The 18,382-nt window shown below is 34.1% G+C and carries 6 protein-coding genes; all 6 read left to right on the top strand.

The annotated features are described in order from the left end of the window. Positions 1-3: 3 nt before the first annotated feature. The 6 genes from SD960_RS08395 (at position 4) to SD960_RS08420 (ending at position 18,241) form a co-directional block, all read left to right on the top strand. Complete coding sequence (locus tag SD960_RS08395; protein ID WP_318802214.1) at positions 4-1,566, top strand: immunoglobulin domain-containing protein; 1,563 nt, start codon at positions 4-6, stop codon at positions 1,564-1,566. 110 nt (positions 1,567-1,676) lie between these two features. Continuing rightward, the gene (locus tag SD960_RS08400; RefSeq protein WP_318802215.1) at positions 1,677-3,116 is read left to right on the top strand and encodes a hypothetical protein; all 1,440 of its coding nucleotides are present in this window, start codon (positions 1,677-1,679) and stop codon (positions 3,114-3,116) included. Positions 3,117-3,231: 115 nt separating this feature from the next. After that, positions 3,232-6,609, top strand: coding sequence for a hypothetical protein (locus tag SD960_RS08405; protein WP_318802216.1), 3,378 nt, complete (start codon positions 3,232-3,234; stop codon positions 6,607-6,609). Positions 6,610-6,613: 4 nt separating this feature from the next. Then, positions 6,614-7,330 (top strand): hypothetical protein, encoded by a 717-nt coding sequence (locus SD960_RS08410; RefSeq protein WP_318802217.1) that lies wholly within the window; start codon positions 6,614-6,616, stop codon positions 7,328-7,330. Further along, positions 7,293-17,909 (top strand): thrombospondin type 3 repeat-containing protein, encoded by a 10,617-nt coding sequence (locus tag SD960_RS08415; RefSeq protein ID WP_318802218.1) that lies wholly within the window; start codon positions 7,293-7,295, stop codon positions 17,907-17,909. Before SD960_RS08410 ends, SD960_RS08415 begins: the two co-directional genes overlap by 38 nt. After that, positions 17,909-18,241: a hypothetical protein gene (locus SD960_RS08420; protein WP_318802219.1), complete on the top strand. Its 333-nt coding sequence runs from the start codon at positions 17,909-17,911 to the stop codon at positions 18,239-18,241. The genes SD960_RS08415 and SD960_RS08420 overlap by 1 nt, the downstream gene beginning before the upstream one ends. Positions 18,242-18,382: the final 141 nt, after the last annotated feature.

Consider the following 18,382-nt stretch of genomic DNA (forward strand, 5'->3'; position numbering starts at 1 on the left):
CTTATGAAATCAATATATACATTCGCTTTTAGCATTATATGCCTTTTTATTACAACAACTGTATGTTCTCAAGAATTAACAGATCGGGAAATAGGCTTCAATGAAGCCCAGGTAATTGTTTCATTACAAGAGCATGGAATTACTGATCCAGAGGAAGTCAATAGAGAAGTTGAGCATATAAGGGAAACGAATAAAGAGCAATACATAGTGATGAAAAAAAGGGAAGAAGAAATTTTGCAAAGAATACAACCGAGACAACTATTAAAAGCAGGAGCAATAGCGGATATTCCCCAAAGTGAAAAAGATGCATTAAAAGCCTTGTACGATAGTACAAACGGTGCTAACTGGAAAAATAAAACAGGCTGGGATTTTTCAACTCCCGTTATTTCATGGAACGCTGCAACTAATACAGGTTGGTATGGAATTACTATTACCAATGGACACATAACATCTTTATCTCTAATCTATAATAATTTAAATGGATTTATGCCTACTCAAATAGGACAGCTTAATAGCCTTGTTCTACTTAAGTTGGAGGGAAACACGCTAAGTGGGAATATACCTTCTGATATCTGTAAATTAACTAATCTTGCATTTTTAAGTTTAGAATACAATGATTTTAGCGGACCGCTTCCGTCGCAAATCGGTAATCTTTCTTTGTTGGAATCATTAAAATTGAGCGGAAATAAATTAACAGAAATACCTTTAAGTTTTTACAACTTAATAAAGCTCTCCGTTTGTAGTTTGACTGATAATTCTTTTAGCGGTGAGATTTCTCCGGAAATAAGTAAACTTATAAATTTAGAGCACTTATTTTTTAGCTGGAATAAATTTAGTGCAATTCCTCTTCAAATTGGTCAACTCAACAAACTTATAGATTTAGAGTTATCATTTAATGAAATCGGAGTTATGCCCAAAGAAATTGGACAGTTACAAAATCTTAAATATTTGAACTTAGATAATAATAAGCTTAAAGGTCAGATTCCGTCCGAAATAGGGCTAGTAAGTAAATTAGAGAGTTTATTTTTAAATTATAATCAATTAGAAGGCAGTATTCCTGATGAAATTAGAAACTTAAAAAATCTTAAAAGTTTACGTTTGAGAAGTAATCAATTAGAAGATTTACTTCCAGATTTAACTAATTTAAATCTAACATCATTAGATATAACTAACAATAACTTCCGTTTTGTAGATTTTGAGAATCAATTTCTTTCATTAAAGTTATCACTTTTAAGTAATTTTTATTATGACGTACAAAGGTGGACAGATACACCAAAAACAATTTCTGCCGCAACTGGTCGGGCTGTAACTTTAATAATGTGCGAGGATAATAGATTTACGGCTAATGATACTTTTCAATGGTATAAAGACAATTCGCCTATTTCAGGAGCTGTCTCAAGAACTTATACCCTGACAAACGCAAAAACAACAGATACAGGAACTTATACTTGCAGATCATATCATAACATTAATCCGGATATGTCATCATTATGGTTACTTAGACACCCCATCACATTAAATGTCTTTAACTGTACTCCTATTACCGGTACACTTAAAGTTCTATAATTAATCACTTTTCATAAGGTTATTACTGTAAATCTTTTATGGATAGAAGTAATTTAAAAAACACGTCTATTTTATTTTTTTTAACAAAATAAATAATATAAAAACAACATATGGTAAATAATTTTAAAATAAATAAATACTGGATAATTGGGCTTTGCGTGCTTCTTGGTTCATTATCTTCCTTTGCACAGGAATCAACCGATCAGGAAATAGGCTTCAATGAAGCCCGGGTAATTGCTTCGTTACAAGAGCATGGAATTACTAATACTGATGAACTTAATAGGGAAATTGACCAAAGGCGTAAAATACATGAACAGAAATACATAGTGATAAAAAAAATCAAAGAAGAATTTTTGCAAAGAACACCGCCAAAACAACTTCTAAAAGGCACTGTTGATATTCCACAAAGCGAGAAGGATGCCCTAAAAGCATTATACGATAGTACAGGAGGAGTTAACTGGAAAGATAAAAGAGGTTGGGATTTTAACACTCCTGTCACTTCATGGGATAGTGCTACACAAACAGGATGGTGGGGTATTTACCTTAATAGTGGACATGTTAATACTATAGACTTAGGATACAATAATTTAAATGGGCAAATTCCAAAGGAAATAGGACAATTAAAATATTTGACAACGTTAAATATATATAATAATCAAGATTTAATCGGGAGTATACCAGAAGAATTTTACAATTTACAAATGCTGAAATTCGTCTATTTATCATATAACCAACTTAGTGGTATAATATCTCCATCTATAAGTAAACTTACGGAACTTGCATCTTTCAATTTGAATTATAATAAATTAACGGGGAGCATACCTCGTGAAATAAGATCAATAAATTTTTGTTCATTAGATTTATCTAATAATCAATTAACAGGATCCATCCCGCCAGAAATAGGATTATCAAAAAACTTACTGCTTGTTGACCTCTCTGATAATAATTTAAATGGTACTATTCCGAAAGAAATTGGGTTGCTATCCAATCTAAGAACATTAATATTAAATTATAATCAATGTAGTGGTACCCTGCCAGCTGAAATAGGTATGTTAAAAAGTTTAGATTGGTTATTGTTAGGTAATAATTTATTAGAAGGCCAAATACCTAATTTAAGTAATTTAACAGAATTAACTCTACTTCAACTTTCAAACAACAAATTTAGGTTTGTTGATTTTATATCTCAATTTAATTCGTTAAAAATAAAATTAAATCTCAGTTTATTATTCACACCTCAAGCAAAAACGGATATCACCGAAACCATCTTATCATCTTCTGACAAATCAGTAACCTTAACGATGTGCGAAGATGGCAGGTTTCTGGCAGATGATACTTTTCAATGGTATAAAAACAGTACTGCAATAGCAGGAGCTACTTCAAGAATGTATGCGATTTCTAATTTGAAAGCAACGGATGCAGGAAAGTATAGTTGTAAATCGTATCATATCAATAACCCCGATATGTCTCCATTAATGTTAGAAAGAGAGCCAATAACACTTACTGTAGGAGATTGTACTCCAATAGTTGGAGCTATTAAACTTGTTAATTAAATAAATTTTTCAAACAGTAGAAAATTAACTTCTTAATTATTTCAAATAGTAACAAAAAAAAGACCCTTGTCTTTGGCTATTACTTTTAACAAAAAAAACAAAAAACATTGCACTTATGCTAAATAATTTTAAAATAAAAAAACACTGGATATTCACCGTTTGCATGCTGTTTGTTTTTTTATCTTCTTATGCTCAAAATTACAGTGATCAGGAAATAGGTTTAGATGTAGAAAGAATTTCTTTAGAACTGCAAAAAAGAGGAATAACTGATCCTGAAGATATTTTAAGCCAGATTAATCAAATGCGAGAAATCTACCAAAGACAATATTTAGAAATACAAAAAAACAAGGACGAACTTTTGCAAAGAAAGCCGTTATTAAAAGCAGGTTTACAAGCTGTGATTGATATTTCTCAAAGTGAGAAAGATGCATTAAAAGCACTATATGACAATACTGAAGGGGATAATTGGACAAATAAAACAGGATGGGATTTCTCTACACCAGTAACATCATGGAACAATACTTCAAAAACCGGATGGTATGGAATTATAGTTACAAATGGTCATGTATCATCTTTAGATTTGTATAATAATAATTTAAAAGGGCAAATTCCAACAGAAATAGGAAAGTTAATTTTTATGGAAAGACTTTATCTTCATAATAACTTTTTAAGCGGACCAATTTCTTCAGGTATTTTTGAATTAAAAAGTCTAAAGACATTATACCTAAGGGCTAATTCATTAAGCGGCTCAATTCCCTTGGAAATAGAACAACTTAATGCACTCACAGGAATAGCAATAGGAATAAATAATTTAGATGGGAATATACCAAATAGTATCGGTACCTTAAATAATCTTTCCTGGTTACAAATTGAGTTAAATAATTTTAGTGGACCAATTCCAGATTTAAGTAATCTACAACATGAATTAAATATTACCTACAATAAATTTCGATTTGTCGATTTTGCAAATCAATTTCAAAATTTCAAAACTAAATTTATTACTTTTAAATATGCTCAACAGAACAAAACGGACACCCAAAAAACGGTCAATAGTCCAATTGGGCAAACAGTAACATTAACAATGTATGAAGATAATAAATTTACTAATGACGATACATTTCAATGGTACAAAAACGGCGCAATAATTGCTGGAGCAACTTCAAGAACTTATATTATTTCAAATCTAAAATCTACAGACTCAGGAATATATATCTGTCGCTCTTTACATACTGGCAACCCAGACATGTCACCTCTATTTTTAGATAGAGAACCAGTTACTTTGAATGTTGTTAACTGTACTCCAATAATTGGAACCTTAAAAACAAAATCAGAAGAATTATATTCAAATGTAGAAAGTGATTTTTCGCTTGAAACCACCGCCCCAAACTTAACTTATTCTTGGTCAGCAGCAACAAAAACAGGAGAAATTGTTAATTCAAATACTAATACGACGGGATTGTATTCGTATAAATTTGCTGCAGAAGGAGATTATATTCTAACACTTATTGTTACAAATTTAAACGGATGTACCACAACATTTACAAAAGACATCACTGTTAAAAGCAGGTTTTGTGCTAAAGAACCCATTAATTTTGTTTTTGAAACGACTTTCAATAAGCTAAATTACACCTGGTCCAGCACAAACTCTTCCAATATGGTTATCAATAAGGCTGTAAACACTACGGGCGAGTATAAATTTATTCCCGAACTTCCCGGCGAATATGAAATTAAACTAACTGCGACTGGTGAACAAAACTGCGATATATTATTTTCTAAACAAATTAGTGTAAAAAGTTGCGATCCTTATATTTCCTGTACCAAAACAAATACACTAACACCGGAAATCCATCGATTATTTATTGCTCTTACTAATAAACTGGCAAATACTCCCAATGGCACAGACCCAAATAGTTATGCTTCTAAAGAGATAGCGGCATTATCTCCTTATACAACAGATCAAAAAGCAAAAATTTACAACTTTGCTAATACAAGTACACAAATAAGTTTTTCTTTTTCGGAAACAGCTATAGGAAATGATGTTCAATTGCCAAAATCTGCTGGCGGGTCAATCACAAATATTGATTTAAGCAAATATGAAAACGCCGCTACAAAAATTTCTTCGCCTATAAGTTTCAGTAACGGATCTGTTAATGTAAATGACGGTTATGTTCGAAATATAAACTTTTGCCCGCAGGAATTATCCTGCGTTTCCCATGTCGCTTTAGTAGTTGATGAATCAGGTTCTATTGCCCCAACAGAAGCCAATAAAATAAAAAAACAATTAAAGGCTTTTGTTTTACAGCAAGCACTAACAAACGATACTATTGGGTCTAATATTTATGTGTCATTAACAGGAATGTCTGACAGTGACGAAAATACACGAACTGATTTTATAAAACCTACTAAATTAACCAACACCCCGGCAAGTCTAAATCAGTTTAATAGATGGATAGATGCTTTGGGCAACAGAAATGGAAAGACAACCGGTGTAAGCGCCTCTTCGGATTATTGGCGAAGTGGTCTGGAAGGAGCTTTAGGTTATTCTATGAAACCCAACATGGTAGTAATGATAACAGATGGCTGCCAGACAGCAGATGTATTAGGGTTAAAAGCGACAATGAAAAAATTCAATAATGCTCCGGGAAGTAATCCGGCACTACCACATTTATATGTTGTAGGAATTGAAAAGGGTTTTTATGTTGATGAAAATTATTACGTAAATCTATCCCCAAATCAAGATCCAAACTCTAATCAAAATCTGGTAAATACCTTAACAACACATCTTGTTAAATCTCTTAAATACTTATTTGATTTTCCGCAAACACAATTCCCAAAATCAGACATTAACCAATTTGATAGCGGTACTTATTTTGGACATCCTGATTTTAGCTTATTAGCCTCAGATGACACTTATTTTTCAGACAAACTTATCAATGCCCATATCATATGCGGTACCCCATCAATAAAAGATTTTTGCGATGACTGCTTTTCGTTTAAACCCGAACCAGGCAAAGACTATATGTTGACTGCATGGGTAAAAGAAGAACTATTTGCACAGGTTAAAACGTATGAAAACGCTGCAATTAAAATTGTGTTTTACAATAACAAAGAAGCTTTAGATATTAGGGCACATAAAATTGATTCCTTATCAGTACAAGCATCAGGAAATATTATCGATGGCTGGCAGCGTATTGTTAAAAAATTCAAAATCCCCACCAATACCATTACCATAGGTATTCAGCTGGAGAATAATAGTCCGAGTATTCCGGTGTATTTTGATGATATCAGGATTCATCCGCTGCAAGGTAGTGTAAAATCATTTGTTTATGATCCTGAGACATTCAAGCTAATGTCAGAGCTGGACGAAAACAATTACGGGACATTTTATGAATATGACAATGAAGGAGGCTTGGTCCGCGTCAAGAAAGAGACAGAAAAAGGAATCAAAACAATTCAGGAAACACGCTCCGGCAGTGTTATAAATACAAATTAGCAGCATGTTTTATAAAAAAATAATATTCGTATGGGCCTTGTTCAATACTTGTCTGAGCCATACACAGACTGTGAGTGAAGTTTTTCAAAAATTCACTAAACAATATACTAATACGCTGCCTTTACAATATAAATCTACTTATACGCTATATAAAGATTTTGATTCTGAAAAAGCAGAACAAATCTATAAAGGGGTCTTTTATAAAAATGCAAAAAATGAAGTATATACAAAAATAGCAAATACTGAAACACTTAATTCTAAAACGGTATATCTAAAAATAAACCATGACGAAAAAGCAATGGAAATATCGAATCCAATTGTAACATCTTTTGGAGATTTTGATATTAAACCATTGTTGGATTTATGTAAAATCGAAAAATTTATTGATTATAAAACCTATTGGGAAATAACACTGCAGGCAAAAACCTATTCCGGTCTTCCTTATTCAAAAATTATTGTACAGATATCAAAAGATTTTTTTTTGCTAAAACAAACCTTTTATTATAGCACAGCAATTAATTTTTCTCAGGATTACCGAAAGCCCGACCCGCACTATCCCAGACTGGAAATTACCAACACAAATTATAATCGAAATCCAGTTAATGCAGCGATTTTTACAAGCAATACTTATTTTTCGACATCAGATAAAAAACAAATTATTTTGTCTGAGCCATTAAAAAAGTATGAAGTTACTGATCAAAGAACCATTACCAATAAATAAAAATATAGATATGCCTGTCAATAAGAATTTACTAACATTTGTATTCGCACTGTTTTCATTTTTTTCATTCGCCCAGCAGGAAGAAACTTTGGGAGATAAAAAACAAGGAACACAATTAAACAGTCTGCCGTTACTTCAGGTTAAAGACTCAAAATTTGCAGATTTAAATAAGAAAAATGTTTTTACTTCGGTTAATCCCGTGGTATCCATACATTTTGGATTTAATGATAATTTATCTGATGTATATTATAGTGAAATCACTTTAAAAATTACACCTTATAATACTGCCGGTAATATAGTGACCACTTTTAAGGATAATAAAAATGCAGAAAAATCATATCCAAATCCTTTTTTAGTAACCTTAAAAATAAAACACGACAATGCAACCAAAGGCGCCCAGCTAAACGATTATGCGGTGTATCAATTACCGGGTATTCATAAAGCCGATGTAAAAGTTGAATCTATTAAATATTATAATGCAGCCGATGCGGTTATAACAGTTTCTAATTCTTCGGCTTATTTAGAGTTAAAATTCAACACAGATCGTTATTACAACATGCAGCTTGGCGCTACGGAATTTTCGTCGGTGTTTCCAATAGTACATAAATTGGTAAAATACAACGGGACAAGCGAAGTACAGGTGCCTAAGATTAGCGATGGTGCAGAAGAATTAGTTATTAACTGGACCAAAGACGCCAAAGCCCCGGCTGTAGAATACGAACTTGAATGGATCTGGATTGATAATTACAGTGTAAGTGGCGGTAAACTAGCTTCAGATCAAATTGCTTTGAACGAGCAGGATTTTAAACTAAACAGTACGAGAATTCAAACCAAAAATACTACTTATCGAATTCCTCTGGTATATTCTAATGGTTATTTAATTTACCGTATAAGACCGATAGGACGTTTTCTTGATGATACTTCTAAAAACTTTTACGGAATATGGTCTTCGGGTCTTACAGATTCTTTTAAATGGGTTAGCGAATGGCCGCAACTAATAGAAATAGATAAAGCGCATGAAGCAGGTCAAAAAAACTGGCAATATCAATCTTCTTTTGCAGAAGACGGAAAGAAAAAAGAAGTGGTGAGTTATTTTGACGGAAGCCTTCGTAATCGTCAGACTGTAACGAAAATAAACACCAATAACAAAGCCATTGTTGGAGAGGTAATCTATGATAACCAGGGAAGGGCTGCCATTGAAGTTTTACCGGCTCCTGTTGAAGCCTCGGGAATTCGTTTTTATAATGATTTAAATAAAAATGCAGCCAGTTCGATATACAGTCATAATGATTTTGACTGGGACAACCCCACTGTTTTAGATTGTGCTGCGGTACCTGTACCAGGAATGTCTAATGTGGCTGGTTCAGGCAAATATTATTCTTCAAATAATGCAAAACAGGAAAACTATCAGGATTTAGTTCCCGATGCAAAAGGATATCCTTTTTCGCAAATAGAATATACGCCAGATAATACCGGCAGAATAAAGAGAAAAGGCGGGGTAGGACCAGATCATCAAATAGGCAAAGGCCATGAAATGCAGTATTTTTACGGGCAGCCCAAACAAGAAGAGCTTAATAGGATTTTTGGTTATAAAGTGGGTGATTTTGCACACTACAAAAAAAACATAGTTATAGATCCTACCAAACAGGCAAGTGTAAGTTACCTTGATCCTCAGGGAAGAACTGTGGCTACTGCACTACTTGGCGATAACAATACAAATTTGATGTCGTTGGATGATGAAACTATTACAGGTTTGCATCAAACGACCACGACTAATTTATTGGCCAACAATGACAAATATGCATCTGGGCTTAATGCGGTTTACCAAGATGGTATCCGTGTGATTACTCCCGTTTCGATTGTAAAAGAAGGGGAAGTTAAATTTGAATACACCCTAAATAAGCCAGCAGGTTCTTATACGGAGGATTGCCTGAACGGAAAACAATATCCTTTTGTATATGACTGGGCAATAAGTATGAAGAATGATTGTGCCTTAGAATTACTGACAGGAACCAATCAGTTATCTGATACATTTGGAGTATTGAATCTGAACTCTTTTACAGCTTTGCCTTTAACTATTAGAAAAAAAGAATATAAAGGACTCGATTCAGGTGATTTTTTAAAAGTGGGCACTTATCCTTTAAGTAAAGATCTTAAAATAAATCAGGATGCATTAAACCAGTATGCAGATGATTATATTACCGAACTAATAAAAAACAAAAAATGCTTACCTGATTTAGGGGCTTTAGAGGCCGATGTAACAGCAGAAGATTGTAATGTAACGTGTGTAAGCTGCGAGCAATCATTAGTATGCGAAAATCTAAGCCCGGCAGAATGTAATGCTTTTAAACTAAAGTTATCTACAGATACATCTTCACTTGGCAATATAACTGCCAGAGAATCTGATATTATTGCTGCCGAAAAACTATATGTTATTAAAAACCTAAATGCTTTTTTTACAACAACTGCATTTACTTATAACGGATCTCAATATACAGCATCAGGTTTCAACCAGGCAGAAATACTTCCAAAAGCAGCTGATTTTAAATACGAATTCAGAGGATTATTAGCTGGATGCCGTGAGTTATGCAAGCAGCCTATTAACGTGTGCAGCCTTAAGCTCGACATGTTATTAGGAGATGTTAGCCCACATGGACAATACGGTTCTGTCGAAGGAATCGAAACTAATGATGATGAAGATTCGACAACAGCTAAAATTCTTGATCCACTAAGTGTTTTTAACGATAATAACCAGTTATTGTACGGAGGTTATACTGTAAAAACAGAGACCAATCCGGAGACTAATAACCCCGAAGAAATAAAAGTTTCTTATAACAGCTGGAGAAACCCTTACGGAGGATTTTATAAAGAAGAAGACGGGAAAACATCCTTAATAAACGTAACATTGGTTGGAGAAGGTATTTACAATCCCAGCCTAATAGATAATGCAGTTGTTACACAAGATCACGATAGTGATGATCCAAATGCATTTTTGGTACATCCTAAATATTTACGTTATACAGATGATTTTATTGCATTATGGAAACCAAGTTGGGCAAATGCCTTATTGCCTTATCATCCTGAATATCAGTATTACGTATACAATAGTTCTTTTTGCACGAAATTAAATGACGACGGCTACAACTCAGATGGGTTTGATGAAAAAATAACAAGTGCAGATTATTTTGATACCGAAACACAAACAGTAAAAGACAATACGATATTTTCATCAACTGGCACAATTGCCAATCTTATAAATGTTGATTCACAAAGTAAATCAAGTGACCCATATTATAACTCTAGAAGCAGTATAGAATCTGAGGCTGATTATAAACTTCGTAAAGATTTAATTAAAGAAGCTTTAAATACAAATTTTGACGGTTTGGCATTATCAAATGGCAAAAAATTAAACATGCTTCAAACAGCCTATTATTTTGCGGTTTATAGTAATGGTATCGCTGCCCAGTCAGAATATCAGACATTTTCAGATAAATCAAATACGATGCTGTTAAGCGATATTAACAGCATAAGTGACGATAATTTAAAACAAAGAATTTGGATTAATTTCAGAACATATTATACTGCTTTTAAACAAAAAACACGTACTGTTTTCTCTCATATCTATGCCGCTAAAAACAACAATTATAACGATTGTATAGGCAATCTGGAAAGCTCGGATACATTTGTTAATTTGTTTAAAAAGTACACAACTGCAACACCAAATAATTTTGCGACACTTACTGCCCTAATCAATACAATTCCGCAAACACCTGCCGTCCCCAATACAACCCCTGCAAGTACAGGTATCGAATTGCCATGTTCAGACATAACGGCATCTTTTTATGAAAAGAAAGAAAAAAGATTCGTTCCAGCCGATTTTAGTCACGATGCGGCACTAACCGACCAGCAAATTTTGGAAGCTGCAAAAGCTACTGCAGAAGCAGCTGTTTATAGACAAACAGGTCAATGCCCAAGAGCAAACGATTTGGAATATTTTCTAAAAGGCTTACTTGACAAAACAATCCAAAGCCAGGGATTATTGGTAAATGGTTTAAAAACGTCGAGTATGCCGTTTTTGACCCCGGCAATATTCAATGCACAGCTTAACTCTGGTTTTAATCTCGAAACAGCTACCGAAACACCGGAAATAAAAGCAACACAGGACGCAGGCTATCTTAATATTGGTTTTACATACAAGAAAAATAATATAGCGACCCCTATTCAGTTGCAATTCACTAATACTCATACAGATTATAAAAATCCTTGTGGGATAACAGTTACAGCTCCAAAATGGGAAGACATTGTAGCCTTCAAAACCATTTATGCAATGCCGGGATATGATGCAGCCAATAAATTATATAAATTTCAGATTCTGGCCGTAATAAAAAGAAAAAATGATGCTACAAATTGCACTTCGCCCGAAGAAGTAATAATAGAAGGTACAACCAAAGCCGAAATTAATGGCTGCACAGGTCTGGGAGTTCCTGTATGCGACAAAAAAGACAAGTTTAACAGCGCTTTTAGAGAACTTGTATTCAGTTTGCAAGCCAGCGGGACAATTAGAAATAATGAAGTAAACATTACTGCCAATCCTGTTTTTACAGGTGGTTATCTCTATACCTATTTTGGCATTAAACAAAGTGATGTTGTAAAATGGAAAAACAATATCGATGATGTTACCATTATGGTTAATGATAAGAAGCGTCTTGCAATAGACCTCTCTGGTTATAGTTTGGGTACAGATCGTATTATCAATATTGCCATAGGCGATTTGCAAAATGACAAATATAACATGTTAAAACTAACCGTTAGAAGAGGCGCATTTGCTTCGAACAGACAAATAGTGGCAAAAATTACTTCTGGAAATGCTAACAAACCCCTTTATTTTGACTGTTGTTCGCCTTGTGGAGAATGGGACTATGATGGAAATGGAATAGGTGACTTGTGCGATCCTATTTTACCTGTTAAAGTTGATACATGCCTTCTTGGGTTAGCTAACAATGTTGAATTTACCTATGAAACAAATTTAAAGAACGCATTTAACGAGGCAATAGAAAATCCCTTTCCTTATTATATAAACCCATTTACAAATCCAAAAGCAAGTAAACTTAAAGATTTAATTTTAGAATCAAGTTTAATAAACAATTTTAAAGGAGAAAGAGATTATTATCATTCATTAAAATCATATTCGGGAGCTACAACTAGTCCTATTTCGCTTACACAATTGTATTTATATCGCGATGCATATTCTATTCAATTTATTTTTGCCAACGAATCTAATATACAATTAGCAGTAATGAATGCGGATAAAATTCGAGAAATAATTTCTTTAGATATTATTGATACAAATGGTGCCGCCAAACTAGTTTATATTGATGTAAATAATCAAGTTGTAACTGACAATACAGCAAGAGTGTCTAATTATGTAACAGTTGCAATACAAAATAATCAATTAGTATCAGAATGTTCGAGTTTTTGTCAATTCATTTCTAATGATTATCCAACATTTATTCAAAATGGATTATTAAAGAGTAGTGCACCTATATCGAGTAGTTCTAAAGTTACTCAAAATGAAAACGGTTTTTTTGTTATAACTGAAAATAATTTAAAATTAAAATCGGTTTCATTAAAAGCATCAGCATCAACAATAGAAATTACTGATTGTAATACCTTCTGTATTCCTCCAACCGTTGCCCCAATAATTTGCGGAGATAAATGGAATGCGTTCAAAACAGGATTAAGCACCAAAGTACAGGACTACATTATACCAACAAATTTATCCACAGACGCAAACTATTTTTGCGAAGCAAATTTTGGATACATCAGTACAGATTATTTAACCTACTTAACCAAGCTTCAAATAACAACCGTAAAAAACCCGCTTTTTATAACAATCGAAGAGTTTGGTGCTACAAAATTAAGATATGGAAATACGAGTACAGCAGCAGTTATTACAAGTTATGTAAATTATGTGACGGCACAAAAAACAGCTAAAACCGAAGAACTACTAATATGGTCACAATATGCCAATAAATATGTTGCTGATAATAAAATTTGTGCACCTTCTATTTTGGCGCCAATATTTACCCTCGTAGTTCCGGTTACGGAAACCAGAATCCCTTGCGAAATATACAAAAACACGGTAAAAGCATCCAACAAACAAGAAATCGAAAACGCATTTTATGCCAGTAAAAAAGAAGAATTTAAACAGCGATATCTGCAGGCTTCTCTCGAAGGATTGACCGAGACCCTGACTCAGACTTCTTTTGATAAAGAATATCAATATACCCTGTATTATTATGATCAGGCAGGAAATTTAATCCAGACCGTTCCGCCACAGGGAGCAAAAAGATTACTGCCAGGTTCAGATGCTGCAATAACATCAGTGAGAGAAAATAATCCTTTAAAAGAAGATTTAACCCTTGTAAATGGTGTAGAAGTTGCACCGGTGCATACTATGCAAACCCAATACCGTTACAACTCTTTAAACCAGTTGGTATGGCAAAAAACGCCCGACGGAAATGTAACCAGATTTGCTTATGATGCACTGGGTAGAGTTGTAGCTTCTCAAAACGCAAACCAGATAAAAACAAAACCCTGTTTTAGTTACACCCGTTATGATGGTTTAGGAAGAATTATTGAAGCCGGACAATTTGAAGTTAAGACAGGAGTTACATTATCTATTAACGACAATGGAAGACTTGTGTATACAAATACAGGCGATCTCGTACCGGTTGATGGTATTAGTGACAAATATCCGTACAATCAAAGTATTTTACTTGATCAGGTTACCAAAACATTGTTTGATACTCCGCTGGCAGATACTAATGATTGGTTTACAAATTACGCTACAGATAACAGCCAAAAAAGAGTAACAGCTGTATTGTATTACAATCAGCTAACTGCCGATTTGGTTACCATAAAAGCATACGATAAATACAGTAACGCAATAGTTTACGATTACGATGTACACGGCAACGTAAAAGAGTTAGTCTATCATACCAACAATAATGACAAACTAAAACAGCTTAAACAAGACTGTAAAAAAGTCGTTTATGATTACGACTTAATTAGCGGAAATGTAAATAAGGTAACCTACCAGCCTAACAGTAGCAAAGATCAGTTTATACACCGTTATGAATATGATGCCGATAATAGAATACAGCAGGTTTACACCAGTAAAGACAATGTAATCTGGGAAAAAGAAGCCAACTATCTCTATTACGACCACGGTCTGCTTGCGCGTATGGAAATTGGAGATAAAAAAGTACAGGGATTAGATTATATCTATACGCTGCAGGGATGGCTTAAAAGTGTAAACTCCGAAAGAATTGGATCACAATACGATGCCGGAAAAGACGGCTTAAATGCGGCTCAGGATGCCTTTGGTTTTGCCTTAAATTATTATAAAGGTGATTATCAGTCAAGATTTAATACCAGGGATAATACTATTTTTAGTTTTAGTAAAGAAAGCAACCTCGAAGGAAACATAAACCTGTACAACGGGAATATCAAAGAAATGGTGACCTCGTTGCTTGATAACCAGCAGAAACCAATTTCGACCCAGTATAATTCATACAGATACGATCAGTTGAACAGGATTAAAGAAATGACTTCGAAGTCTATTTCTTACAATCCGGATTTGACATCAAAGAGCCCAACAGATGGCTATCATTCTGATTACAGTTATGACAAAAACGGAAACTTAGCGACGCTTAATCGCTGGGCACCATTATCTACAGGAGTTATAACCTTAATGGATAAACTGACCTATAATTATAGCCCAGGCACAAACAAATTGCGACATGTAAACGATGCCGTTGCCAACAGCGTATTTACAAACGGTGCTGCAAACGATACCTCGCTTGATATAGACAATCAGGTTACAGATAATTATGGTTATGATGATATCGGACAATTAATTAACGATAAACAAGAAGGACAAACTATTGCATGGCGAGTAGACGGAAAAGTAAAATCTGTTACCAAAGCAAATGGCACCGTTATTAATTTTGAATACGATGGTCTGGGCAATAGAACAGCCAAAACAATAACGAGCGGAACTAATGCAACCACTACTTATTATCAGCGTGATGCACAAGGGAATATACTGAGTACTTATGAAATGGTAAAAGAAGGAACGACCATAAAATATTATCTTGTGGAACAGGATATTTATGGCAGCAGCCGTTTAGGAGTCGAACGAGGACGAAAAGAAATCACGGCAGATGTAGTACAAAATACGCTAAGATCTGGAAATCTTTTGGCGGGTACACAAATTGTAGCGACTACAGTTGCGGAAACTCCAAAAGATCAATACGGATTAAACTTTAAAACTATAAATGGATCTGCAAAATGGGATGAAAAACCGGAGAACACGATAAACTTATTTGATAATTCAAAAACAAAAACAGAATCAATAACCCTAAACACGCATTTTAAAATTGACCCTGCCAATAAAGACAAAGAAACTAATTTGGTAGCAGCTCTGCACGGAGTTTATGAAGAAGGAACTTCATGGCCAGGAGACAGAACCAATTCTTACTTAAGTTCTGTACTTGTAACGGTTAAAAAATCAGGTACTGGTTACCTGCCAGTAGTTTCGTTACAAAAATATCGTAGAGGTCATAATAGTTATAAAAATGGAGACGGAAATAGGCGCTATAGTTTTAGAAGTTATGAAACGACAATAGATTACGAAATTATTTCTCCTGTTATACCAGAAGATGAATGGGACTTGAAGATAGAAATAATAAATAAAAATGCTGATCAATACACTGTAAACATAAAGTTAAACGGTAATGAATATTCAACTGTGGCCAAAGTAACCACAGGATATAATGGTGACGAGAATAAAGGAATGAGAAGCGGATCTGAGGAACTGCATATCACATTGCCAAAAAACTCGGTAGGATCTGCCTCTATAACGCATCGTCCAGGAGTAGCAAAGAATTACAATGCCCTAAAAGCCGAGATGTGCGACTTTAGTTATACAGTAGATAACGGTCAGGAACCGGAAGATATTAAAACCAATTATTTTAGTTTTGATGAAGGAAAAGGTTCGCCAGTAGCTACAACAGGACAAACTATGATTTTAAGCAATAGTGCAGATGTTGATTTCTCTCAAAGTTATTGCGGAGCAAGAGCTGATGATAGTGACGGCGACGGCTTGCTTAACATCAACGATAATTGCCCGTATGTATTTAATCCATTGCAGGAAGATGATGACCATGACGGCGTAGGGAACGTTTGCGACAATTGTTTAATTTATAATCCTGATCAGGTCGATACCGATAAAGATGGCAGAGGTGATGCCTGCGATAATTGTAAATTAATTGCTAACTTTGACCAAGCCGATACAGACGGTGATGGCATTGGCGACGTATGTGATAATTGCCCTACAATGAAAAACCCATTGCAGGAAGACACCAATAAAAATGGTATTGGCGACGTTTGCGAAGGACTGGTACAAGGCGAAGGAAAAGATGCTGTGCCTGGGGCACCAATAACTGCTTATCGTTTTGTGGGAGACAAACAATATGAATTATCAAACCATTTAGGTAACGTTCTTTCGGTAATTTCAGACAGAAAATTGGTTAGCGGCAGTATTTTTATGCCAGACGTTCTTAGTTATTCTGATTATTTTCCTTTTGGACAGTTAGTACCTACTAGACACGGCTCTAGTGATAGCTACAGATATGGTTTCCAGGGGCAGGAAATGGACAATGAAATCAAAGGGGAAGGGAACTGGGCAAATTACGCCTTTAGAGGTGCTGATGTGAGGCTTGGAAGGTTCTTTGCCGTGGATCCATTGTTTAGACAGTACCCACATAATAGTTCTTATGCATTTAGTGAAAACAGAATAATGGATGCCGTAGAATTAGAAGGTAAAGAGGCCTTTTTCATTCACGGAACAACAAGTAACAATAAAAGATGGAGAAATGATGATAATTCTCTAAAAGAAGGAACAAAACAATTAATTAGATTACAAAATAGTAAATTTGTAAATACTGGATTCGAATGGGGTAGTATATGGAAATTTAATTATGGAAACAACTTCTTTAATGATGTCGAAGATAGAACTGAGGCTGCAGCTGAATTAGTAAATTACATAATGGCTAAAAGGATTAAAGGTGAAGATATTACATTAATCGCACATAGCCACGGTGGTAATGTTTCAATTCAAGCAGCTCCACTTTTGAAAGCTGCATTAAACTCTGTCGGAGAAAAAGATATTAAAATTAATATCATTACAATCGCTACTCCTGCTGTAAATAACCCAAATAGCGTAGAGAATCCTGAAATGGCAGAAAAGATATTCCCGTCTTTAGGAAAAATAATAAACAAACATATTCATATTTACAATCCTCAAGATAAAGTACAAACTGATCTTGCAAATAGTGTTGATCGTGAAAATTACGAGAGATATTATAAGAATAAAGAAACTGTAAATGTTCGTTTAGATGTATTGGATCATTACATTGGTATTACGACTGATGCACATAGTGTGGACCATGATATACCTGAAGTGATAAGACAAAATATTGATAATGGAACAATTCCTAAAATCGATAAATAATGAAGAAGATAGCTGTATTCATTTTTTGTTTGACTAATTTCTACCTTCTTTATTTTTATATAATTGATATAATTAAATATTTTTCGAATAAATATAATTATGATGGAATAAGATATTTAACTCCATTTGCAATTGCAGATGTTTTATTTTTAGGTAGTTTAATTTTTATGTTTTTCTCATCAAAGATAAATAGATATTTTTGGGGATATGTATTACTAGCCATAGCGCATAATTTGACTATAGGTATAGGGATTCAGAATACTCCTTTTGCTGGAGTTTTAGTAGTAGTTATAACAATAATTTATGTTTTTAAAATTGATCCGTGGAAGTGAATAAGACCCGATTGCTCGGATATAGGCAACGATAGCGCGGAAATTCTTTGCGTGCCGTCAAAGAGCATCGACAAAACAAAATAAATAAAAACAGAAAACCTTGCAGCGATGCGAGGTTTTTTTATGGGTTGTTTTTTTGAA

The sequence above is a fragment of the Flavobacterium sp. MMLR14_040 genome (assembly GCF_033657265.1).
Lineage (GTDB): Bacteria > Bacteroidota > Bacteroidia > Flavobacteriales > Flavobacteriaceae > Flavobacterium.

What these genes read in the sequence shown, in the direction of transcription:
- SD960_RS08395 (WP_318802214.1), top strand. Translation starts at nt 4, where the DNA reads ATGAAATCAATATATACATTCGCTTTTAGCATTATATGCCTTTTTATT.
- SD960_RS08400 (WP_318802215.1), top strand. Translation starts at nt 1,677, where the DNA reads ATGGTAAATAATTTTAAAATAAATAAATACTGGATAATTGGGCTTTGC.
- SD960_RS08405 (WP_318802216.1), top strand. Translation starts at nt 3,232, where the DNA reads ATGCTAAATAATTTTAAAATAAAAAAACACTGGATATTCACCGTTTGC.
- SD960_RS08410 (WP_318802217.1), top strand. Translation starts at nt 6,614, where the DNA reads ATGTTTTATAAAAAAATAATATTCGTATGGGCCTTGTTCAATACTTGT.
- SD960_RS08415 (WP_318802218.1), top strand. Translation starts at nt 7,293, where the DNA reads ATGAAGTTACTGATCAAAGAACCATTACCAATAAATAAAAATATAGAT.
- SD960_RS08420 (WP_318802219.1), top strand. Translation starts at nt 17,909, where the DNA reads ATGAAGAAGATAGCTGTATTCATTTTTTGTTTGACTAATTTCTACCTT.